The 23,108-nt window shown below is 55.7% G+C and carries 19 protein-coding genes and 1 pseudogene; 13 read left to right on the top strand and 7 right to left on the bottom strand.

The annotated features are described in order from the left end of the window. Positions 1-2: 2 nt before the first annotated feature. On the top strand, positions 3-1,973 hold the full coding sequence (cirA, locus tag ACTJJA_RS13465) for a catecholate siderophore receptor CirA (RefSeq protein ID WP_440668443.1): 1,971 nt from the start codon (positions 3-5) through the stop codon (positions 1,971-1,973). A 99-nt stretch (positions 1,974-2,072) separates the two neighbouring features. Here the strand turns inward: cirA and fghA are convergent, their stop codons facing one another. Continuing rightward, a complete protein-coding gene (fghA, locus tag ACTJJA_RS13460) occupies positions 2,073-2,900 on the bottom strand; it encodes an S-formylglutathione hydrolase (RefSeq protein WP_440668442.1) in 828 nt (275 codons plus the stop codon). A 138-nt stretch (positions 2,901-3,038) separates the two neighbouring features. On the opposite strand from fghA, the gene ACTJJA_RS13455 reads away from it, so the two are divergent. From ACTJJA_RS13455 to mglC, 7 genes are all read left to right on the top strand, one after another. After that, complete coding sequence (locus ACTJJA_RS13455; RefSeq protein ID WP_440668441.1) at positions 3,039-4,187, top strand: YbfB/YjiJ family MFS transporter; 1,149 nt, start codon at positions 3,039-3,041, stop codon at positions 4,185-4,187. 102 nt (positions 4,188-4,289) lie between these two features. Then, positions 4,290-4,958: a GTP cyclohydrolase I FolE gene (gene folE / locus ACTJJA_RS13450; protein WP_108416598.1), complete on the top strand. Its 669-nt coding sequence runs from the start codon at positions 4,290-4,292 to the stop codon at positions 4,956-4,958. A gap of 18 nt (positions 4,959-4,976) precedes the next feature. Further along, positions 4,977-6,134, top strand: a complete 1,158-nt coding sequence (gene yeiB, locus ACTJJA_RS13445) for a DUF418 domain-containing protein YeiB (protein ID WP_440668440.1) — start codon at positions 4,977-4,979, stop codon at positions 6,132-6,134. A gap of 155 nt (positions 6,135-6,289) precedes the next feature. Continuing rightward, positions 6,290-7,312, top strand: a complete 1,023-nt coding sequence (gene galS, locus ACTJJA_RS13440; protein ID WP_010433539.1) for an HTH-type transcriptional regulator GalS — start codon at positions 6,290-6,292, stop codon at positions 7,310-7,312. A gap of 295 nt (positions 7,313-7,607) precedes the next feature. Next, on the top strand, positions 7,608-8,606 hold the full coding sequence (gene mglB / locus ACTJJA_RS13435; protein ID WP_010433541.1) for a galactose/glucose ABC transporter substrate-binding protein MglB: 999 nt from the start codon (positions 7,608-7,610) through the stop codon (positions 8,604-8,606). Between the two features lie 79 nt (positions 8,607-8,685). Then, positions 8,686-10,206: a galactose/methyl galactoside ABC transporter ATP-binding protein MglA gene (gene mglA / locus ACTJJA_RS13430; protein ID WP_010433543.1), complete on the top strand. Its 1,521-nt coding sequence runs from the start codon at positions 8,686-8,688 to the stop codon at positions 10,204-10,206. 15 nt (positions 10,207-10,221) lie between these two features. Continuing rightward, a complete protein-coding gene (mglC, locus tag ACTJJA_RS13425; RefSeq protein ID WP_010433547.1) occupies positions 10,222-11,232 on the top strand; it encodes a galactose/methyl galactoside ABC transporter permease MglC in 1,011 nt (336 codons plus the stop codon). Positions 11,233-11,276: 44 nt separating this feature from the next. Here mglC and ACTJJA_RS13420 read toward each other — a convergent pair whose 3' ends face one another. From ACTJJA_RS13420 to ACTJJA_RS13395, 6 genes are all read right to left on the bottom strand, one after another. Next, positions 11,277-12,665: a glutamine synthetase family protein gene (locus ACTJJA_RS13420; protein WP_440668439.1), complete on the bottom strand. Its 1,389-nt coding sequence runs from the start codon at positions 12,663-12,665 to the stop codon at positions 11,277-11,279. 120 nt (positions 12,666-12,785) lie between these two features. Beyond that, positions 12,786-13,505, bottom strand: coding sequence for an outer membrane permeability protein SanA (gene sanA, locus ACTJJA_RS13415; RefSeq protein WP_010433553.1), 720 nt, complete (start codon positions 13,503-13,505; stop codon positions 12,786-12,788). Between the two features lie 126 nt (positions 13,506-13,631). Further along, entirely contained in the window at positions 13,632-14,516 is an 885-nt protein-coding gene (cdd, locus tag ACTJJA_RS13410) for a cytidine deaminase (protein WP_440668438.1), read from the bottom strand. A 129-nt stretch (positions 14,517-14,645) separates the two neighbouring features. Then, positions 14,646-15,341: a CidB/LrgB family autolysis modulator gene (locus ACTJJA_RS13405; protein ID WP_042715955.1), complete on the bottom strand. Its 696-nt coding sequence runs from the start codon at positions 15,339-15,341 to the stop codon at positions 14,646-14,648. After that, a complete protein-coding gene (locus ACTJJA_RS13400) occupies positions 15,338-15,733 on the bottom strand; it encodes a CidA/LrgA family protein (RefSeq protein WP_042715956.1) in 396 nt (131 codons plus the stop codon). The genes ACTJJA_RS13405 and ACTJJA_RS13400 overlap by 4 nt, the downstream gene beginning before the upstream one ends. A 191-nt stretch (positions 15,734-15,924) precedes the next feature. Further along, complete coding sequence (locus tag ACTJJA_RS13395) at positions 15,925-16,641, bottom strand: type 1 glutamine amidotransferase (protein WP_440668437.1); 717 nt, start codon at positions 16,639-16,641, stop codon at positions 15,925-15,927. A gap of 59 nt (positions 16,642-16,700) precedes the next feature. Here ACTJJA_RS13395 and ACTJJA_RS13390 point away from each other — a divergent pair, with 59 nt between their 5' ends. From ACTJJA_RS13390 to bglF, 5 genes and pseudogenes are all read left to right on the top strand, one after another. Next, positions 16,701-17,498 (top strand): AraC family transcriptional regulator, encoded by a 798-nt coding sequence (locus ACTJJA_RS13390; RefSeq protein ID WP_440668436.1) that lies wholly within the window; start codon positions 16,701-16,703, stop codon positions 17,496-17,498. Between the two features lie 41 nt (positions 17,499-17,539). Next, entirely contained in the window at positions 17,540-18,472 is a 933-nt protein-coding gene (gene dusC, locus ACTJJA_RS13385; protein ID WP_108416591.1) for a tRNA dihydrouridine(16) synthase DusC, read from the top strand. A 339-nt stretch (positions 18,473-18,811) separates the two neighbouring features. After that, positions 18,812-20,119 carry a carbohydrate porin gene (locus ACTJJA_RS13380; RefSeq protein WP_085928921.1) on the top strand — a complete coding sequence of 436 codons (1,308 nt, stop codon included), beginning with the start codon at positions 18,812-18,814 and terminating at the stop codon, positions 20,117-20,119. Positions 20,120-20,274: 155 nt separating this feature from the next. Continuing rightward, the gene (licT, locus tag ACTJJA_RS13375; RefSeq protein ID WP_120157823.1) at positions 20,275-21,108 is read left to right on the top strand and encodes a BglG family transcription antiterminator LicT; all 834 of its coding nucleotides are present in this window, start codon (positions 20,275-20,277) and stop codon (positions 21,106-21,108) included. 24 nt (positions 21,109-21,132) lie between these two features. Then, positions 21,133-23,098 (top strand): annotated as a pseudogene (bglF, locus tag ACTJJA_RS13370) (PTS beta-glucoside transporter subunit IIABC). Positions 23,099-23,108 lie beyond the last annotated feature (10 nt).

Here is a 23,108-nt window from a genome sequence, read left to right as displayed (position 1 = left end):
GAATGTTTAGGTTGAATCCCTTCGTCAGGGGAGGACTTTGTGCGTCCGCAATGTCCCTGGCACTGCCTGTCATCGCTGCGGAATCTGGCGACACACTGGTTGTAACGGCCTCCGCGACCGAGCAAAACCTGAAAGACGCACCGGCGAGCATTAGCGTCATTACTCAGGAAGACTTGAAGCGTAAGCCCGTTCAGAACCTGAAAGATGTGTTACAGGATGTGCCTGGCGTGCAGCTCACAAACGAAGGGGACAACCGCAAAGGGGTCAGTATTCGCGGTCTGGACAGCAGCTATACGCTGATTCTGGTCGACGGCAAACGCGTTAGCTCCCGCAATGCGGTATTCCGCCACAACGATTTTGACCTGAACTGGGTGCCTGTCGACGCCATCGAGCGGATCGAAGTGGTGCGCGGCCCGATGTCTTCCCTCTACGGTTCCGATGCGCTGGGTGGCGTGGTCAACATCATCACCAAAAAAATCGGTCAGAAATGGACCGGAACCCTGAGCGCGGATTCAACCATTCAGGAACACCGCGACCGCGGTGACACCAACAACGGTCAGTTCTACACCAGCGGCCCGCTGGTGGACGGCGTGCTGGGGCTTAAAGCCTACGGCAGCGTGTCTAAACGTGAAAAAGACGATCAGCAACGCTCCTCTACCTCCGCGAGCGGTGAAACGCCGCGTATCGAAGGCTTCACCAGCCGCGATGCCAACGTCGAATTCGCCTGGACGCCGACGGAAAATCATGACTTTACCGCGGGATACGGCTTCGACCGCCAGGATCGCGACTCTGACTCCCTCGACAAAAATCGCCTTGAGCGCCAGAACTACTCCCTCAGCCACAACGGCCGCTGGGACGTGGGCAACAGTGAACTGAAGGTGTACGGCGAGAAGGTCGACAACAAAAACCCGGGCAACAGCAGTCCGATTACCTCTGAGAGCAACGCGGTTGACGGGAAATACGTCCTGCCGCTGGGCGAAATCAATCAGCTGCTGACCTTCGGCGGCGAGTGGCGTCACGACAAGCTGAAGGATCCTGTCAACCTGACGGGGAGCACCAGCAGCACGACCTCGGCAAGCCAGTACGCGCTGTTCCTTGAAGATGAATGGCGTATCTTCGAGCCGCTGGCGCTGACCACCGGCATCCGTATGGATGACCATGAAACCTATGGCGACCACTGGAGCCCGCGTGCCTATCTGGTCTATAACGCGACCGACACCGTCACGGTGAAAGGGGGCTGGGCCACCGCGTTTAAAGCGCCATCGCTGCTGCAGCTCAGCCCGGACTGGATCACCGGTTCCTGCCGCGGCGCCTGCGAGATTGTCGGTAACCCGGATCTGAAGCCAGAAACCAGCGAAAGCTTCGAGCTTGGACTCTACTACAGCGGGGAAGAGGGCTGGCTGGAAGGCGTGCAGGCCAGCATCACCACCTTCCAGAACGACGTGGACGACCGCATCAGCATCAGCCGTACGGCTAACGTGAACCAGGCGCAAAGCTACCCGAACTATGTTGGGCTGAACGCCGACGGGGAACCCATTTTCCGCTATTACAACGTCAACAAGGCGCGTATCCGTGGAGTGGAAACCGAGCTGAAGTTCCCGATTGCGGAAGACTGGAAAGTCACGCTGAACTACACCTACAACGATGGTCGTGATATCAGCAACGGCGGCAACAAGCCGCTCTCCGAACTGCCATTCCACACCGCCAACGGAACCGTCGACTGGAAGGCAACTCAGGACTGGTCGTTCTATGTGCAGGGTAACTATAAAGGCGAGAAACGCGCGCTTACCAGCGGTGAACCGACGCCGGGCGGCTACGTTATCTGGAACACCGGTGCGGCATGGCAGGCAACGAAAGCCGTTAAGCTGCGCGCAGGCGTGCAGAACCTGCTGGATAAAGACCTGAGCCGTGACGATTACAGCTATACGGAAGATGGGCGTCGCTACTTTGTGGGCGTGGATTATACGTTCTGATGTAACCTTTATGCCCGGTGGCGCTTCGCTTACCGGGCCTACAAAAACCACGAACGTAGGCCGGGTAAGGCGAAGCCGCCACCCGGCAATCGCACGCACTTATGCGAACAAGTGCTCCGCATGGAAGCGGAGATGATCTTCAATAAAGGACCCGATGAAGTAATAGCTGTGGTCATAACCCGGCTGAATGCGCAGCGTCAGCGGCCAGTCTTTCTGGCGAGCCGCTTCAGCCAGCACTGCAGGCTGTAGCTGTCCGGCGAGGAACTGATCCGCATCACCCTGATCGATAAGCGTTGGGATCGCATCCTCTGTCTGGCTTGCCAGCATCAGCGCGCAGCTGTCCCATTCCTGCCAGGTTTCTGCGTTATCACCCAGATAGTGGGTAAAGGCTTTTTGCCCCCAGGGTACCTGCGTTGGGTTCACAATCGGCGCAAACGCCGACACGCTGGTGTATTTTCCAGGGTTTTTCAGCGCCATGATAAGCGCACCGTGCCCCCCCATTGAGTGCCCGCTGATGGCGCAACGGTCATTCACAGCAAACTCCGCCTGAATCAGCGCAGGCAGCTCGTCACGAATGTAGTCATACATGCGGTAGTGGCTCGCCCACGGCTGCTCGGTCGCGTTGAGATAGAACCCGGCGCCTTTGCCTAAATCGTATTCGGCATCGTCGGCGACCTCATCCCCACGCGGACTGGTGTCTGGCATTACCAGCGCAATGCCAAGCTCTGCCGCAATACGCTGTGCACCCGCTTTGGTGGTGAAGTTCTCGTCGTTGCAGGTCAGGCCAGAAAGCCAGAACAGAACCGGCGGTTTTTCCGTCGGCGGCAGGAAAATGCTGAACGTCATCGCACAGTTCAGTACGGTGGAGTCGTGCCGCCAGCGCTGCTGTCGACCTTCAAAACAACGGTGCTCTTCGAGCAGTTCCATGCAAGGCTCCTTAATGATGATACGTATTCATAAAATCCATAATACAGAGTTTTCATTGACCTGTGAGTAACTTTCACTTTCCCCTTACGCTCAGATACTGCATCATAAATTTACTTTTCTTTAACAACTGGAGCGGTCATGGCGCTGCGTATCGCGCTCAGCGGATTTGTGGTTTTGGTGGTGGCAATGGGGATAGGGCGCTTTGCCTTTACGCCTCAGGTACCGCTGATGATTTCCGCCGGGCAACTCACGCTGACCAGTGCGGGTCTGGTGGCGGCGATGAACTATCTGGGCTATCTGGTCGGGGCGTGGGATGCCATGCGCGCCCATCGCTTTGTGGAAACACGCCTCTGGTTGGGCATCACTGGCGCGGTTGCGCTGACGCTGCTCTCGGCTGCGGCGGATAACGCCGTGGTTCATGGCTTACTGCGCTTCGTGATCGGCTGCATGAGCGGCTGGTCTATGGTGCTGATTGCCGCGTGGACCAACGAACGGCTGGGTCAGTTGGGCAAACCGGGGCTTAGCGCCGCTGTCTTTGCCGGGCCGGGCGCAGGCATTGCCCTGAGCGGGCTGCTCGCGGTCTACATTCAGGCGAAGGCGCTCTCTGCCGGGGCGGCATGGCAGATTTACGGCGTGCTGGCGCTGGTGCTGATTGCACTGGTAGCACGCTACCTGCCGCGATCCGGGCAACTCCATCGGCCTGGAACCGCGCCGGAGCCGCTGGTGCTGACGGCGGATTTAAAGCGCCTGGTCTGGAGCTACAGCCTCGCGGGGTTTGGCTATATCCTCCCGGCGACTTTCCTGTCGCAAATGGCGGCGGTGCGTTTTCCCGGCAGCCTGTTTGCCCAGTTTGTCTGGCCGATTTTCGGTTTCGCTGCCGTCATCGGCATCGTGCTCAGCATCATACTGCGCCATACATCCACGGCTAATCGCAGGCTGGCGATTGTTTTGTGGTTACAGGGTGCAGGCGTGCTGGCCGCCTGGCTGCTGCCGGGCATTGGCGGTTTGCTGACGGGCGGTCTGCTGGTCGGCGGCGGGTTCTTATGTGCCGTGCAGCTTTCTCTGCTATACGGTCGCGAGCTGGCACCGAACCACACGCGCTATATGGCGGGACTGCTCACCACCGGCTATGCCATCGGCCAGCTGATTGGCCCTGTGACGTCCGCGCTATCGACCTGGTTGACGCATCGGCTGGAGCCTGCGCTGGGGCTGGCGGGCATCGCGCTGTTCATCGGCGGGGCACTGGTCTGGAACCGTCAGGCTGAAAGGCAGCAGCAATTGCAATAATTATCGTCGTGAATACTGGATTATGTGCGCCGCCTCACGCACAATGAGCGCACACTTTTGCCACAACGAGGGCAAAAGACGCCACACCTGCAGGAGAAAAGAATGTCATCACTCAGTAAAGAAGCTGCTCTGGTCCATGAAGCCCTGGTTGCGCGCGGTCTTGAAACGCCACTGCGTCCACCGGTTCAGGAACTGGATAATGAAACCCGTAAGCGTCTGATTTCCGGGCATATGACCGAGATCATGCAACTGCTGAATCTCGATCTGAGCGATGACAGCCTGATGGAGACGCCTCAGCGCATCGCGAAAATGTACGTAGACGAGATCTTCTCTGGCCTTGATTACGCCAATTTCCCGAAAATCACCGTCATTGAAAACAAAATGAAGGTGGATGAGATGGTGACGGTGCGCGATATCACGCTCACCAGTACCTGCGAGCACCACTTCGTGACCATCGATGGCAAAGCGACCGTGGCGTATATTCCAAAGGATACGGTAATTGGCCTGTCCAAAATCAACCGTATCGTGCGATTCTTCTCCCAGCGTCCGCAGGTGCAGGAGCGTCTGACGCAGCAGATCCTGACCGCGCTGCAAACGCTGTTGGGCACCAATAACGTGGCGGTCTCTATCGACGCTGTGCACTATTGCGTGAAAGCGCGTGGTGTGCGTGATGCGACCAGCGCAACCACCACCACGTCGCTGGGCGGTCTGTTTAAATCGAGCCAGAACACCCGCCAGGAGTTCCTGCGCGCCGTGCGTCACCACAATTAATCAGACAGGGCAGGGACCATGGAGCGAAACGTCACGCTCGATTTTGTTCGCGGCGTCGCCATTCTCGGTATCCTGCTGCTCAATATTAGCGCCTTCGGTTTGCCGAAGGCCGCTTATCTCAATCCCGCCTGGTACGGCGATATCACCCGAAGCGATGCCTGGACATGGGCGATCCTCGATCTCTTTGCACAGGTTAAATTCCTGACGCTGTTTGCGCTGCTGTTTGGCGCAGGGTTGCAGCTTCTGCTCAAACGCGGCACGCGCTGGATCCAGTCTCGTTTAACGCTGCTGGCGCTCCTCGGCTTTATTCACGGTTTGTTTTTCTGGGATGGCGACATTTTGCTCGCCTACGGGTTAGTTGGGCTCATCTGCTGGCGTCTTATCCGCGATGCACCCAGCGTAAAAAGCCTGTTTAACACCGGCGTGATGCTCTATGTCATGGGGCTTTGCGTACTGTTTCTGCTGGGCGTTATCTCTGGCGATTCAACAAACCGCTCGTGGATCCCCGACGCGGCCAACCTGCAGTATGAGCAGTTCTGGAAGCTGAAAGGGGGGGCTGAGGCGATCGGTAACCGGGCCGATATGCTCGGTGATAATCTCCTTGCGCTGGGCGCGCAGTACGGCTGGCAGCTGGCAGGGATGATGCTGATGGGGGCATCCCTGATGCGCACCGGCTGGCTGAAGGGCGAATTCAGCCTGCGCCACTATCGCCGCACGGGCGCGGGTCTGGTCCTGCTCGGCGTGCTGATTAATCTTCCGGCGGTGATAATGCAGTGGCATCTTCACTGGGATTACCGCTGGTGCGCCTTCCTGCTTCAGGTGCCGCGTGAGCTTAGCTCCCCGTTCCAGACCATTGGCTACGCGGCGCTGATCTACGGCTTCTGGCCGCAGCTTTCCCGCCTGTGGATTGTCAGCGCCGTGGCCTGCGTTGGCCGCATGGCGTTAAGCAATTACATCCTGCAAACGCTGATCTGCACCACGCTGTTCTACCGATTTGGCCTGTTTATGAAATTCGACCGACTCACGCTGCTGGCGTTTGTTATTCCGGTCTGGATGGTTAACCTGGCGTTTTCCGTTATCTGGCTGCGCTATTTCCGCCAGGGACCGCTGGAGTGGGTCTGGCGAAAATTAACCGCACATGCTTCGGGTGTATCATTGCGTAATACATCCGGATAACGATCTGGATCACAATCATTAACAAAACGGATGTAAGCGTTTTCATCTGTGTGAGCTTCTTCACGTAGTCCCCTCTTTCTCGCTGCCAAAATAGCCTCCTTGCTAAACACAGGGGGTGTCTGTGAGCTGCTGCAATCCTATGAAGGATGGTGAACATGATCACCATTCGTGACGTCGCCCGCCTGGCGGGCGTTTCCGTGGCTACCGTCTCTCGCGTGCTGAACAACAGCGCGCTGGTCAGCCCTGAAACCCGTGAAACCGTAATGAAAGCCGTGACCCAGCTTGGGTACCGGCCAAATGCCAACGCGCAGGCGCTGGCGACGCAGGTGAGCGATACCATTGGCGTCGTGGTGATGGATGTGTCGGATGCCTTCTTTGGCGCGCTGGTTAAAGCGGTGGACGTTGTCGCCCAGCAGCACCAGAAATACGTGCTGATTGGCAATAGCTATCACGAGGCGGAAAAAGAGCGTCATGCCATTGAGGTGCTGATACGCCAGCGTTGCAATGCCCTGATTGTGCATTCAAAAGCGTTAAGCGACGAAGAGCTGGCCGGGTTTATGGAGCAGATCCCCGGGATGGTGTTAATCAACCGGATTGTGCCTGGCTACGCGCACCGCTGCGTCGGGCTGGATAACGTCAGCGGCGCGATGATGGCGACGCGGATGCTCATCAGCAACGGCCATCAGCGTATCGGGTATCTTGCTTCCAGCCACCAGATTGAAGACGACGGAATGCGTCGGGAAGGGTGGCAGAATGCGTTGAAAGAGCACGGCATTGTCCCACTGGAAAGCTGGGTAGGAACCGGCACGCCGGATATGCAGGGCGGGGAAGCCGCAATGGTCGAGCTGCTGGGCCGTAATCTGCAACTTTCCGCCGTGTTTGCCTATAACGACAGCATGGCGGCGGGGGCGCTGACTGCGCTGAAAGACAATGGAATTGCGGTGCCACAGCATTTGTCGCTGATTGGCTTCGATGATATCCCGATTGCCCGTTACACCGACCCGCAGTTAACCACCGTGCGTTACCCCATTGCCTCGATGGCGAAACTGGCGACAGAACTGGCGTTACAGGGTGCCGCAGGCCTGCTGGATCCGGATGCAACACACTGTTTCATGCCAACTTTAGTCAGGCGGCATTCTGTCTCCATTCGGCAAACTGTGGCTCCGATCACTAACTAATTATGTGGTGTGATGTAACCGTTTTCAATCTGTGAGTAAATTCACAGTATCTTAACAAGCCGCTGACTATGATGTCAGCGTTTTAGAGGCTGAAACGCTATGTAACGGTGATTAATCATTTTCACCATAGCCAGCGAGCCGAAAACAACGAATAAAACGCATTTCTGGAGCGTTACCGAACACGGAAGATAGAAATTTTATAAGTGAACTTCGGCGATCAGTAACGTTTTATTAACACCTGCCCGCCGACCGTTATTCACAAGAACTACCCTGCATAAAAAAAACCGGAGATACCATGAATAAGAAGGTGTTGACTCTGTCTGCTGTAATGGCAAGCATGCTTTTTGGTGCAGCAGCGCACGCTGCGGATACCCGTATTGGCGTGACCATCTATAAATACGACGACAACTTCATGTCCGTTGTGCGTAAAGCGATTGAGAAAGATGCGAAAGCAGCGCCAGACGTTCAGCTGCTGATGAACGACTCCCAGAACGACCAGTCCAAACAGAACGACCAGATCGACGTTCTGCTGGCGAAAGGCGTGAAAGCCCTGGCGATCAACCTGGTTGACCCGGCTGCAGCAGGCACGGTTATTGAGAAAGCGCGCGGCCAGAACGTGCCAATCGTCTTCTTCAACAAAGAACCTTCCCGTAAGGCGCTGGATAGCTACGACAAAGCGTTTTACGTCGGTACTGACTCCAAAGAGTCCGGCATTATTCAGGGCGATCTGATCGCGAAACACTGGGCGGCGAACCCGAACTGGGACCTGAACAAAGACGGTCAAATTCAGTTCGTTCTGCTGAAAGGCGAGCCAGGCCACCCGGACGCTGAAGCCCGTACCACCTACGTTATTAAAGAGCTGAACGACAAGGGCCTGAAAACCCAGCAGCTGGCGTTAGATACCGCCATGTGGGATACCGCTCAGGCGAAAGATAAGATGGACGCGTGGCTGTCTGGCCCGAACGCCAACAAAATCGAAGTCGTGATCGCGAACAACGATGCGATGGCGATGGGTGCCGTTGAAGCCCTGAAAGCGCACAACAAATCCTCCATTCCTGTGTTCGGCGTAGATGCGCTGCCAGAAGCGCTGGCGCTGGTTAAATCCGGTGCGATGGCCGGTACCGTTCTGAACGATGCCAACAACCAGGCGAAAGCCACCTTCGACCTGGCGAAAAACCTGGCCGACGGTAAAGGTGCTGCTGATGGCACGACCTGGAAAATTGAAAACAAAATCGTTCGCGTGCCATACGTGGGCGTAGACCAGTCCAACCTGGCTGAGTTTATCGGTAAATAAGATCTTTGTTTTGTCTTCACTGGGCGCAATTCGTTGCGCCCTTTTATAACGCGATATGCGAGGCCAACAAGGTATAATTATGGTCAGCACAACTACTCAGTCGTCCGGTGAATACTTGTTGGAAATGACCGGTGTTAACAAGTCTTTCCCCGGTGTTAAGGCACTCGATAATGTTAATTTAAAAGTGCGTCCTCACTCTATTCATGCCTTGATGGGGGAGAATGGTGCGGGTAAATCAACATTATTAAAATGTCTTTTTGGGATCTATCAAAAAGATTCTGGCAGCATTCTTTTTCAGGGGAAAGAGATCGATTTCCATTCAGCGAAAGAAGCACTGGAAAACGGTATCTCGATGGTTCACCAGGAATTAAACCTGGTACTGCAACGCTCGGTAATGGATAACATGTGGTTGGGACGTTACCCAACCAAAGGTGTGTTTGTCGATCAGGATAAAATGTATCGCGACACCAAAGCGATTTTCGATGAGCTGGATATTGATATCGATCCGCGCGCCCGCGTGGGGACATTATCCGTTTCTCAGATGCAGATGATCGAAATTGCCAAAGCGTTCTCCTATGACGCGAAGATCGTCATCATGGATGAACCCACGTCGTCATTAACGGAAAAAGAGGTTAATCACCTTTTTACCATTATTCGCAAACTAAAAGATCGCGGCTGCGGCATTGTCTATATCTCGCATAAAATGGAAGAGATCTTCCAGCTGTGCGATGAAATTACCATCCTGCGCGACGGCCAGTGGATTGCCACTCAGCCGCTGGAAGGGCTGGACATGGACAAGATCATCGCCATGATGGTCGGCCGTTCCCTGAACCAGCGCTTCCCGGACAAAGAAAACAAGCCGGGCGAAGTGATTCTGGAAGTGCGCAATCTCACCTCGCTGCGCCAGCCGTCCATTCGCGATATCTCGTTCGACCTGCACAAAGGCGAAATTCTGGGCATTGCCGGACTGGTAGGGGCCAAACGTACCGATATCGTTGAAACCCTGTTTGGTATCCGGGAAAAATCGGGTGGCACCATTACGCTACACGGTAAAAAAATCAACAACCATAACGCCAACGAAGCCATTAATAACGGTTTCGCGCTGGTGACGGAAGAGCGTCGCTCGACCGGTATTTATGCCTATCTCGATATTAACTTTAACTCGTTAATTTCGAACATTCGCAACTATAAAAGTAAAATCGGTCTGCTGGATAATTCCCGCATGAAGAGCGATACCCAATGGGTAATTGACTCCATGCGCGTCAAAACGCCAGGCCACCGTACGCAAATTGGTTCGCTTTCGGGTGGGAACCAGCAAAAAGTCATTATTGGCCGCTGGTTATTGACCCAGCCCGAAATTCTGATGCTGGATGAACCAACCCGCGGTATTGATGTGGGTGCAAAATTTGAAATTTATCAGCTGATTGCTGAGCTGGCGAAAAAGAATAAAGGGATCATTATTATTTCTTCCGAAATGCCGGAACTGTTAGGGATCACAGACCGTATTCTGGTTATGAGCAATGGTCTCGTTGCCGGTATTGTTGACACCAAAACGACAACGCAAAACGAAATTTTGCGTCTTGCGTCTTTGCACCTTTAAGATCAGGGGCTCCTCATGAGTGCGTTAAATAAGAAAAGTTTTCTCACTTATCTGAAAGAAGGCGGTATTTACGTTGTTCTTTTAGTCTTACTGGCCATTATTATCTTCCAGGACCCTACGTTCTTAAGCCTGCTGAACTTGAGTAACATTCTGACTCAGTCCTCCGTGCGTATCATCATCGCGCTGGGCGTGGCGGGTTTGATTGTCACCCAGGGGACTGACCTGTCAGCAGGACGTCAGGTAGGGCTGGCGGCGGTTATTGCGGCAACCCTGCTGCAGTCGATGGAAAACGCCAACAAGGTGTTCCCGGAAATGGCCACCATGCCGATTTTCGTGGTGATCCTGATTGTCTGCGCCATCGGTGCGGTGATCGGCCTGATAAACGGCATCATCATTGCTTACCTGAACGTGACGCCATTTATCACCACGCTGGGTACGATGATCATCGTTTACGGTATCAACTCCCTGTACTACGACTTCGTGGGCGCGTCGCCAATCTCGGGCTTTGACAGCGGCTTCTCGACCTTTACGCAAGGATTTATCGCGCTGGGCAGCTTCCGCCTGTCCTATATCACCTTCTATGCGCTGATTGCCGTGGCCTTCGTTTGGGTGCTGTGGAACAAAACCCGCTTTGGTAAAAACATTTTCGCCATCGGCGGTAACCCGGAAGCGGCGAAAGTCTCCGGCGTTAACGTTGCCCTGAACCTGCTGATGATTTATGCGCTGTCCGGTGTGTTCTACGCCTTCGGCGGGATGCTGGAAGCGGGCCGTATCGGCTCTGCCACCAACAACCTTGGCTTCATGTACGAGCTGGATGCGATTGCGGCCTGCGTGGTGGGCGGCGTCTCCTTCAGCGGCGGTGTGGGTACCGTGCTCGGCGTGGTCACCGGTGTGATTATCTTTACCGTCATCAACTACGGTCTGACCTACATCGGTGTGAACCCGTACTGGCAGTACATCATCAAAGGCGCCATCATCATCTTCGCGGTTGCGCTGGACTCACTGAAATACGCACGTAAGAAATAATGGCATCTCGCATTATCCGGCCCGCTCATTGAGCGGGCTTTTTTTTACGCTAGCGTGGATTCCTGTCCGGTGACAATGCTCTCGAACCAGTCAAGTTCAGAAAGCTTGCAGGCTATCCACTGTTCTGAAAAGGCTTCGCCTAAGCTGTCGGTGAGATACTGGCAGCGGGAAAACGCCTCGATTGCCTGCTGCTGGAACAGTGGAAGTTCTGGCTCATCACGCTGCGGTTCCGGTAAATCATCCTCATCGAAATTTTCCAGACCGTACAACATGCCTGTCAGGATGGTTGCCGCAACGAGATACGGGTTGGCATCAGCGCCCGCCAGACGGTACTCAATGCGACGGTTGCTCTCATCAGAGCAGGGGATACGCAGCGCGGCGGTGCGGGTGTTATAACCCCATGAGTGGAATAATGGCTCTGTGAGGTTTTTACGAAGGCGCCGGAAAGCGTTAACGCCGGGGGCCAGAATGGCGATGGAGGCGGGCATCAGCGCCAGCTGACCTGCGATGCATAAGCGCATCATGCTATTGAGTTCATCAGCCGGTGAGGCAAATACGTTATCACCGTGAATATCATTCAGGCTGAAATGAAAATGCAGTCCGCTGCCGGACAAGAGGCTGAACGGCTTGGCCATAAAGTTAGCCTGAAGGCCGTGCTTTTCAGCGACAAACCGCGTTAACCGACGCAGTGCCAGGATATTGTCACATACCTCCACGACCCGATGGCTGTGTTTCAGGTTTAACTCGAACTGACCTGATTCAGCCTCTGCCACAATTCCGGTCAGGGGGATATGCTGCCGGTGTGCCAGCTGTTCCAGCTCGTCAAACAGCGCAGCGTGGGCTGACGACGTATCCATATGAAAGCAGCCCTGATTCTGAAACTCCTGAGTGCCAGGCCCCGTCAGGTAGAACTCAATTTCCGGTGCCATAACCGGGTACAGCCCGTGCTGATGAAAACGCGCCAGAACGTTCTGCAATATGACGCGTGGCTCAAGGGGACAAGGTTGCCCGTCGCTGTCCTTCATCGTCAGGAGGATCTGCGCGGTATGCAGCGGATCGTGCGAAGAGGGACGGAGGGAACCGGCAACCGGCATGCAAAGTCGGTCTGGCTCATCGTCGCGTGACGCGGCGACTTTCCCTTTTTGATCCATCGAATAGACCGAGAGAGGAAAATAGCAGCCTTTCTCCAGACTCAGCATGCTGTCTACGGAAAGTCGCTTACCGCGCATAATGCCGTTGATATCGTTGAGACAGACATCAATGTGTTTGGTTTGTGGGTAACGCTCGAGATAATCCGCCACTTCCACCGACAGGCTCTGCTTCAGAGTGGCAAGCTTCTCCTCAAGATAGAGGCCGGAATTGAGCGCGGTCGGCAGCGATAAACCCGGGAAATTAAAGTACGGGCGGATACTTTTCAGGAAAAACGCGTTCATTATCGAGTTCATAGTCAGTCTTCAATGAAGCCGTAGCGGCAATGAACTCAGCGTAAAAGGTCAGGTGTAAAGAGGGGATAAAAAGCGTGGCACCCGGCGTAAAGAAACTATAAACGGAGGCTATTTTTTCTCTTTTTTCTGCAGATCGAGCAGCTGTTCTGGCGTCACCGCCGGATAACCCTGCGCATCTTCTGGCACTTCGTGCATTGCCGGGATCGGCACCAGCGGGCCTAAAAAGCGCGGTTCACGTTTGAAGATGTAGAGATCGGCTAATGCGCCAAAGCGGGCACCGAACTCGCGCACGCGCACGCTCAGCATGTCTTTTGGCGACGGCACGGCGTAGCACTGAGCCTGGATACCCATATGCAGCGCAATAAACAGCGCGCGCTCGCAGTGGAAGCGCTGGGTGATGATGATGAAATCGTTAGTGTCGAACACCTTGCGGGTGCGCACGATGGAGTCCAGGGTGCGGAACCCGGCGTAGTCGAGCACGATATCGGCAGGATCGACGCCTGCGGCAATCAGGTCCTTACGCATCGTCACCGGTTCGTTGTAGCTTTGCAGGGCGTTATCGCCGCTCAGCAGCAGGTAATTCACCTTGCCGCTGTTATAGGCGTTCAGCGCACCCTGTATGCGGTAGCGGTAATACTGGTTGATCACGCCGGTGCGGTAATACTTGGCGGTGCCGAGCACCACGCCAACCTGACGGTAGGGAAGATCCTGGAGGTCGTCAAAAATGTAGGGGGCGGTTTTCCAGCTCATCCAGCGGTCGAGACCGAGCACGATCAACAGCAGTATGCCGACCAGGACAGACAGGCTGTAAAAAACGCGCTTTAACATGGAGATGGCTCGTTCGTGGATGAAAGTTCACTCAGGCTACTGTACCCGCCTGGTTAGCGCAAGAAACGGTGAATCAACTGAGGGCTTTTTCAGCAAACTGGCGGGCATTTCTGCCCGCCGGAAGGTTCAGGCAAGCAGTACGCGGTCGATTGTGGTGCAGCCCAGCGCTTTCAGCGTCGCGGCGGTAGCGTCCCACTGAATCAGCGGCGCATCGGCTTTTTCTGCCAGAATGGCGCGCTGAATGTCCGGATAGTCATAGCCGTTCAGGCTCAGCAGATTAAGTGCGCCCTGCAGCGGAGGCAGCGTCGGGTTGAACGCGGCGTTCTCCGCATAGCTGCCGGTAAAGATGCGGCCATCACGGCACTGCAGCGCCACGCCGCTTGGCGAATGACTGTACGGCGTATGGCTCTTGTTCGCCGCACGAATGGCTGCTTCGCTCAGGTCATCGCCGGACAGGGCGAAACCGTGATCCTGCTCGTCCATCAGCAGCGTTTTAATCTCGAGATCTTTTGGACCGAAGGCGTCCGGCAGGTAATCCCCCAGCGTATGCGGCGCGCGGCCCGGCAGGTTAATGCGCAACTGCAGCCCGCTGTTCAGCTCGTTCATAAACTGACGGCAGTGACCGCAAGGGGTGTAGTTAACGGTGATGGCGCTCAACGCTTTTTCACCGCGCAGCCAGGCGTGGCTGATGGCGCTTTGCTCGGCGTGAACGGTCTGCTGCATGGTCGCACCGAGGAACTCCATGTTGCCGCCGAAGTACCAGGTTCCGCTTACGCCGCGTGCAATGGCGCCGACGTTGAAGTGGGAAAGGTCGGCACGCGCGCAGGCAGCAGCCAGGGGCAGCAGTGCGAAAGCCAGCGCGTCTTCATCCAGTCCCGTTGCCTGTTTCAGCGTCGTGACCTGCTCCGTCGTCAGCAGGGCGGGGAAATGCGCATCCGCCAGAACCGGAGCCAGGGCTGATTGCAAATTCTCTGCAAGCTGGGCGAAAGCAGCTTGAAAACGTGGGTGCATGGCGTTTGCCTCATAAAGGTTAATGGATCGGTAGTGTACGGAGCCGTTGGGGCTTTATATGTGATCCACTTCTCATTATGTATGCAACTTATGAAAACAAAATGAAAATTGCGCGACGCATCGCAAATTTTAGCCCATCACCGCCAGAATAATCGGGAAGACAAAGGGTGCAATCAGGGAGGTGATAATCCCACAGATCACCAGCGCCAGCGAGCTAAACGCCCCTTCCTGATAGTCCACTTCGGCGCAGCGCGCGGTGCCCAGGGCGTGAGACGCAGTCCCCATCGCCAGACCACGTGCAGCTTTGGTGCGGATCTTCATCAGATTCAGCAGGGTATGGCCAAACACCGCGCCCAGGATCCCGACGAAAATCACACACATCGCACTGATGGCCGGAATGCCACCGATGCTGCCGCCCACGGCCATCGCAATCGGTGTGGTGACGGACTTCGGCAGAATAGAGGCGGCAATCTGCGGAGAGGCGCCCATTAACAGGGCCACCGAGGTGCCGGTGATCATCGCCACCAGGCTACCGATAAAGCAGATGGTGATGATGGACTTCCAGCGGGCGCGGATCTGGTGCAACTGTTCATATAAAGGAAACGCCAGCGCGACAACGGCAGGCTGCAGCAGATCGTTTAAAATTTTGCTTCCTGCGAAGTAGCGTTCGTAGGGAATGCCAGTGAGCAGCAGGAACGGAATAATCACCACCATCGCCACCAGCAGCGGGTTGAGCAATGGCATTTTGAAGCGTACGGCAAGTTTACGTGCAGCGAAGAACACCGCCAGGGTTAACGGCAGCGACCACCAGATATTGGCCATCATTTTTTTGTTTTCTCCCCGACCACTTTACGTTCGCCATGCACGATGTGCGAACTCCAGCTCACCACCAGGAACACCACCAGCGTACTGACCGCACAGGAGACGACAATCGGGCCGAACTGCGCTTTGAGCACGTCGTAATATTGCATGACACCTACGCCGATGGGCACAAAAAGCAGTGCCATGTAGCGGATAAGGACGAAGCAGCCAGGATTGACCCACTTCGCGGGCAGCACCTGTAACGCCAGCAGCACAAACAGGATCAGCATCCCGATAATGCTGCCGGGAATGACGATCGGCAGCAGCGAGGCGATGAAAATCCCGGCGTACAGGCAGGCGTAAATCAGGACGAATGCGCGCAGATACTGCCAGATTGTATTCAGTGATTTGCTCATGGTGAAAGTCCTTGATGAAACTCATTCATCATACAATTAAACCCAGAAATGTGCCACGGATCACATCATGAAATTTGAGCATACCAGACATTCCAGAATGGAACGTCTGGTATCACCGCACAGGGACAGGCTACAGTTTAGAGGAAAGGAATTACAGTGGCGAAGTGACGGGCCAGAGAAATGCCTCTGAGTCAGGCATTGCGTTGGGCGGTGAGTCTATCCAGAAAAGAAAACAGCACTTGATTCATTTCACGATAATCATGCGAGCGTAATTTTTCAGCCGTTTCGACAAAACGAAATTCTCCCGCACGGCGGAGGTCGTTCTGCGAATGCTCAATCAGCAGCTCTACAACGTCCGGCGTCAGTTCCATATGGCACTGAAAACCGTAAACCCGTTCGCCGTACTGCACGATCTGACGAGGACAGCCCTCGCTGTAAGCGAGTACCTTTGCCTGTGGCGTCAAACCTGGCATGTCGTTATGCCAGTGACCGACGTCCAGCCCACTGCCAAAATCCTCAAAAAGCGGGTTCGCCTGGCCTGCATCCGTGAGCCTGACGGGAAATTTACCGATCTCTTTTTCCGGGCTGTGGCAAAACGCTGCGCCCAGCGCTTCACCGATAAGCTGCGAGCCCAGGCAAACGCCAATCACCGTTTTACCCGCCTCTATTGCGCGGCCGATGAGTCGCATTTCCGCTTGCGCATCAAACCAGGGGCACTCCTTAAGCGTGGTGGCAGGTGATTGCGGGCCTCCCATAATGATAAGCAGGTCAGTGCTCTCCAGATCCTGAGGTAAAGGCTCATCCTGATAAACCCGGGTGTAGGTCAGACTACAGCCGCGGCTTTTCCCCCAGATTTCATAGGCGCCTGGCGCTTCGAAATGTTCATGAATGATAAAATGAATGTGCATTGCTTCTCTCTCCGGTTACGTGTACAAGCAGCATCATAAGAGGTAGGGAGGAATGTGAAATGCCAACCGTTATCGATAAAACGCCAATTCACGACGATGCCATCGGATGGTCCAGAGGGGCGATTAGCTATACGCGCGGCGAAGTGGATCCGCCCCACCAGCATTCACAAGGTCAACTTTTGTTTGCCATCAAAGGCGTCATGCTGGTCGAAACCGGCAGCAAACGCTGGGTAATACCGCCACAGCGTGCGCTGTGGATCCCTCCCTTTCAGGAACACACCTACAGCGTGTTATCCGCAACAGAACTCCGCGCGGTCTGGTTTAGCCCGGAATTAATAACGCAATGCAAACCGTTTAAGCGAAAAGAAGAGATCCACGTAATTAAGGCGACTGCGTTGTTCAAAGAGTTGATTGCTGGACTGTTCAGTTCGGAATACCGACCGGCAAGTCAGCGAAGCATGGCTGTTTTGCTGCTCGACATTTTGAGTGAGACGCAGCAGATCTCGGCCGAATTACCGATGCCCATTGATGAACGGTTACATCGTGTTGCCTGTGACATTATTGCCAACAATCTGTGGGGTGTTTCTATGGAAAGGCTGGCGGAACAGGCCGCTATGTCTGAACGCACATTTTCACGCGCGTTTATCAAAGATACCGGCTTTAGCTTCCGGGCCTGGCGACAGCGCGCAAGGATTTGTGCCTCGCTGGACCTGCTCGCAAACGGATACCCGGTTAAGCAGGTGGCCTGGATGCTGGGATTTTCCGGCCCGGCGGCATTTGCGGAGGCGTTTCGTGCTGTTGTGGGGGCAACGCCAGCTGACTTTCTCCCTGAACAGAAGCGCTTCCCAGCGATATAGAGAGCAGCTACTATAGCGCGTCTTTTTTCACAGGTACTGCTATGCGTGTTTTACTGGCCCCTATGGAAGGCGTGCTCGACTCTCTCGTGCGCGAGCTTCTGACCGAGGTGAACGATTACGATCTCTGCGTGACGGAGTTTTTGCGCGTGGTCGATATGTTGTTGCCGGTAAAATCCTTCTACCGTCTGTGCCCCGAGCTGCACAACCAGAGCCGGACGACCTCCGGTACGCTGGTGCGTATTCAGCTGCTGGGGCAGTACCCTGAATGGCTGGCGGAGAACGCCGCCCGTGCGGTTGAGCTGGGCTCTTACGGCGTCGATCTCAACTGCGGCTGTCCGTCGAAGATGGTGAACGGCAGCGGGGGCGGGGCGACGTTGCTGAAAGATCCTGAACTCATTTATCGCGGCGCGAAGGCGATGCGTGAGGCTGTGCCGTCGCATCTGCCGGTGACGGTAAAAGTGCGCCTGGGCTGGGACAGCGACGCGCGCCAGTTTGAAATTGCCGATGCGGTGCAGCAGGCCGGTGCCACCGAGCTGGTGGTGCACGGGCGTACTAAAGAAGACGGCTATAAAGCGGACCGCATTAACTGGCAGGCAATCGGCGAGATCCGCAAACGCCTCAGCATTCCGGTTATCGCCAACGGCGAAATCTGGGACTACGAGAGCGCGCAGGCGTGCATGAAGGAGACGGGCTGCGATGCGGTGATGATAGGCCGCGGCGCGCTGAACGTGCCGAACCTCAGCCGGGTGGTGAAATATAATGAACCGCGTATGCCGTGGGCAGACGTGGTCACGCTGCTGCAAAAATACAGCCGTCTGGAAAAGCAGGGCGACACCGGATTGTATCACGTTGCGCGTATTAAGCAGTGGCTCAGTTATTTGCGCAAGGAATATAGCGAAGCGTTAGGTTTATTTCAGGAAATCCGTACGCTACAGACCTCTGCGGATATTGCGCGCGTGATCCAGTCAAAATAATAAGCGTTAATTTGCTCACACTTTTTTAAAATATAAAACGATGCAGGTTTTCAAGGTGGCGCGACGGTGTTAAGGTGCCACTGTTTTCAACGCAGGATTGTTACTGGTTAACAGGCAAAACCTAAGCGTTTCACAGCATTAACCGCTGTGGAGCGCTTAGGTTTTTTTTTGCCTGTCATTCACGCAGGAGAACCATTTGGCCTAACGCTTTTTGCTGGAACGAATAATTAAAACACGACGGGAAATAGAAAAATTTCCTGCGAACGGTTACGCACTAATACTCAGCTACAGGTTGCTATTATGACAAATAAAAATAATCTCTATGCCCTCGCTTTATTGATGATATCGCCTTTAACAATGGCGCAGGAGTGGAATGGAACAGTATTAGGGTTTGAAGCCCCGCCGGAGCCTGTTCTGGGTGAAATGCTCGGCATACGTAAAATCCTTAACGATAACGGTTTTACCTATAACCTCGGATACCTGAATGAAATTGGCTGGAACGGCGGTGGCGGATATAACCACGACTCCCACGTGGCCTATATTGACCAGTTCGCGCTGACCTTCAACCAGGATCTGGAGCGCTGGACGGGCATCCCGGATGCGCGTATCGAGGGGAACATCGTCAACCGTAACCACAACGACGATCTCACCACCAAACGCGTGCAGGATCCGCGCGTGAACTTCAACGATTTGACCCAGGAGAGCTGGGGTGGGCAATCCATTACCCGTCTGGGCTGGCTGACGTTTGCCCGCAGCTTTGATGACCGACGCCTCACCTGGCGTATCGGCATGATGAACAAGGTGCAAACCTTCGACCAGATCATCCCGTGCGACTTTCAGCTGCTCTCCCAGTGCGGCGGGAAATCGGCCAACTCGCTGACCTGGAACAACTGGAACGTTCACACCTGGGGCACCACGCTGGAGTATAAACTCACGCCAGCTGTCACCTTAAAAGGCGGCGTGATGGAGCAAAACCCGGACGCCTCCAGCCGCAGCCACGCGTGGAGCTGGTCGACGAAGGGCAGCAAAGGGGTCTTGCTCCCGGTCGAAATCGAAGCGCGTCCACTGATTAACGGTCTGCCGGGCGCTTATAACCTCGGTGTGGTGTTTACCAACGCGCCGCAAACCGATCTCTACCGCGGAAAATCCGGCGGGGCTGGGGCGAGCGATCCGGACGGTTACGAGAAGCATAACCGCACGTGGTTTATGTACGCCGGGCTTAACCAGCAGATTACGCAGCACAAGGACGATCCGAATCGCGGGTTGAGCACCTCGGTCAGCATGAGTCTTGCGGATCAGCGCAGCAATTACATGCATCAGGTGTATGCCGCCTCGCTGCGCTACCGCGGGCTGTTTGACGCCCGGCCGGAAGACTGGATTGGCTTCGGGCTAACCTGGATTGATATGAGCAGCCAGTACGCCCGCAACCAGCGCTATATGAACAGCCTGAGCGGCGTGTCGGACTATAACGATCCGGCGTATCACCCGGTACCGGGCCACTCCCTGAACGGTGAGTTTTACTATCGCTTCCGTCCGGTGTCGTGGCTGGAGCTGCAGCCGGGCATTCAGTACTGGCACCATCCGGGCGGCGTATCCCGGACGCAGGATGCCTGGGTAACGGAGCTGAAAACCGTCGTGACGTTCTAGCAATGTCGATCTGCATCACGTTTTTTACCCGTGATGCATTGAGGCTACGAATGAAACTGATAGAGTGCCAGAACTGGATTGTTACTGCTTCGGCAGGCAAAACCTGATTTTCTGGCTTCTGCCGGAGGTCAGGTTTTTTTGTTTCTGGGGTTCCGATGAAAATCGCCAAGATACTCAATAATAACGTGGTGGTTGTTCAGGATGAGCGCGGGCGCGAACAGGTGGTGATGGGCCGCGGGCTGGCCTTTCAGAGGCGCGTGGGTGACGCGCTGGATACCGCGCTGATTGAAAAGGTGTTTGCATTACAGAGCGATGAGCTGGTGCAGCGTCTCGGTGAGCTGCTGAGCCAGATCCCGCTGGAGGTGATGACCACCTGCGACCGCATCATCGGGCTGGCGGCGCAGCGGCTGGGGAAATTGCAGGAAAGTTTGTATATCACCCTGACCGATCACTGCTACTTCGCGATTGAGCGCCAGAAGAAAGGTCTGGCGATCAAAAACGTGCTGCTGTGGGACATCAAGCGCCTCTATCCGAAGGAGTTTGAGCTGGGGCAGGAGGCGAGGGCCATTATCGCCAAACGCCTGAACGTCGAGCTGGCTGAGGACGAAGCGGGGTTTATCGCGCTGCATCTGGTCACCGCGCAGCTGAACAGCGAAATGCCGGAAGTGATGCACGTGACAAGGGTGATGCAGGAGATCCTGCAGCTGGTGAAGTATCAGCTGCAGCTGGAGTACGACGAAGAGTCGCTCAGCTATCAGCGTTTTGTCACGCATCTGAAGTTTTTTGCCCAGCGGATGCTGACCCGCACCGTGGTGGACGATGACGATGTCTCGCTGCATACCGCGGTAAAGGACAACTACGCGAAAGCGTGGAAATGCGCCGAGAAAATCGCGCAGCACCTGAACAAAAGCTATCAGCGCGAGCTGACGACCGAAGAAATTATGTTCCTCGCCATTCATATTGAACGGGTGAGAAAAGAGGGGCGTTAAGCCTCAAATCTGGATTGTTACTGCATAACGCAGGCAAAACCTGAGCGCGGCCTTCGCAAGGAGGACGCCCTCGGGTTTTTTTATTTTTATACTCAGTCAACAGGTGCCTGCGGGCATCGGATGTAAGGAAATCGAGATGGAATACCAGGCTTTAGCGACGGATATTCTCGGCCACGTTGGCGGAAAAGAGAACATTGTCAGCCTTGTCCACTGCGCGACCCGGCTTCGCTTTAAACTGAAAGATAACCAGAAAGCGGATGCCGAAGGGCTGAAGAAAAATCCGGGCGTGATTATGGTGGTCGAAAGCGGCGGCCAGTTCCAGGTGGTGATTGGCAACCACGTGCATGACGTCTGGCAGGCGGTGCGCAAAGAGGCCGGGCTCACTGACGATGCGCCAGCCGTGGAAGAGAAGGGCGACAAGGGCAACCTGCTGGGCCGCCTGATCGACATCGTCTCCGGGATTTTCACCCCGTTTATCGGCATTCTGGCAGCCTCCGGTATTCTGAAAGGGCTGCTGGCGCTGGCGGTTGTCTGCGGCTGGCTCACCCCTGAAAGCGGCACCTATAAAATCTGGTTCGCGGCCAGCGACGCGCTGTTCTTCTTCTTCCCGCTGGTGCTGGGCTATACCGCGGGCAAGAAATTCGGCGGCAACCCCTTTATTACCATGGTGATCGGTGGGGCGCTCACCCACCCGATGATGATTGCGGCGTTTAACGCCAGCCAGCAGCCAGGGGCGGTTTCCGAGGCGTTTCTCGGCATCCCCGTGACCTGGTTCAACTACAGCTCGTCGGTGATCCCCATCATTCTTGCCTCGTGGGTCAGCTGCTGGCTGGAAAAACAGAGCACCAGGCTGCTGCCATCCTCAATGAAAAACTTCTTCGCGCCGCTGATCTGCTTAGGCGTGACCGTGCCGCTGACCTTCCTGGTGATTGGCCCGCTGGCAACCTGGCTCAGCCAGCTGCTGGCCAACGGCTACCAGTGGATTTACGTCCTGGCACCGTGGCTGGCGGGCGCGGCGATGGGCGCGCTGTGGCAGGTCTGCGTCATCTTCGGCCTGCACTGGGGGCTGGTGCCGCTGATGATCAACAACCTGGCGGTGCTGGGGCATGATTCCATGCTGCCGATGCTGCTGCCTGCGGTGTTCGGCCAGGTCGGCGCGGCGCTGGGGATTTTCCTGCGCACCCGCGATGCGCGTCAGAAAATGCTGGCCGGGTCGTCCGTGACGGCGGGGATTTTCGGCATCACCGAACCGGCGGTCTATGGCGTTAACCTGCCGCTGCGCAGACCCTTTATTTTCGGCTGCGTGGCGGGGGCAATCGGCGGCGCGATTGTCGGCTTCAGCGACACCCACGTGTACTCCTTCGGCTTTGCCAACGTCTTTACCATCGCCCAGATGATCCCGCCGGGTGGGGTAGATGCCACGCTGTGGGGCGGCATTATCGGCACCGTGGTGGCGCTGGTGCTGAGCTGCGTCCTCACGCTGGTGGCGGGCATGCCAGCACGCTCAGCGCCTGAGGTGGTTGCGCCAGCGGGTGAAAACGATGTGCTGGCACCGATGACTGGTACCGTGCTGGCGCTCGATCAGGTGCCCGATACCACCTTTGCCAGCGGCCTGCTGGGCAGCGGTGCTGCCATCATTCCCTCCGACAACAGGGTGGTTGCTCCGTTTGCGGGCGTTGTTGCCTCTCTTTTCCAGACCAAACACGCCATTGGCCTGCTCAGCGACAGCGGTATTGAAGTGTTGATCCACGTGGGCATCGACACCGTGAAGCTCGATGGTAAACCGTTTACCGCCCACGTGAAGGTGGGCGACAGGGTGCAGCCTGGCGACCTGATGCTGGAGTTTGATCGTCAGGCGATTATCGATGCCGGATACGACCTGGCGACGCCGATCATTATCAGTAACAGCGACGAGTATCGCGAGGTGGCGACCGTGGCGGCAACGTCCGTTAACGCCGGTGCGCCGTTACTCAGCGTAAGCCATCAATAACAGGAGAACG

Source organism: Enterobacter sp. 22452 (assembly GCF_052045065.1).
In the GTDB taxonomy this organism is placed as follows: Bacteria; Pseudomonadota; Gammaproteobacteria; order Enterobacterales; family Enterobacteriaceae; genus Enterobacter; species Enterobacter mori.
This window is presented reverse-complemented; position numbering and strand designations above follow the sequence as displayed.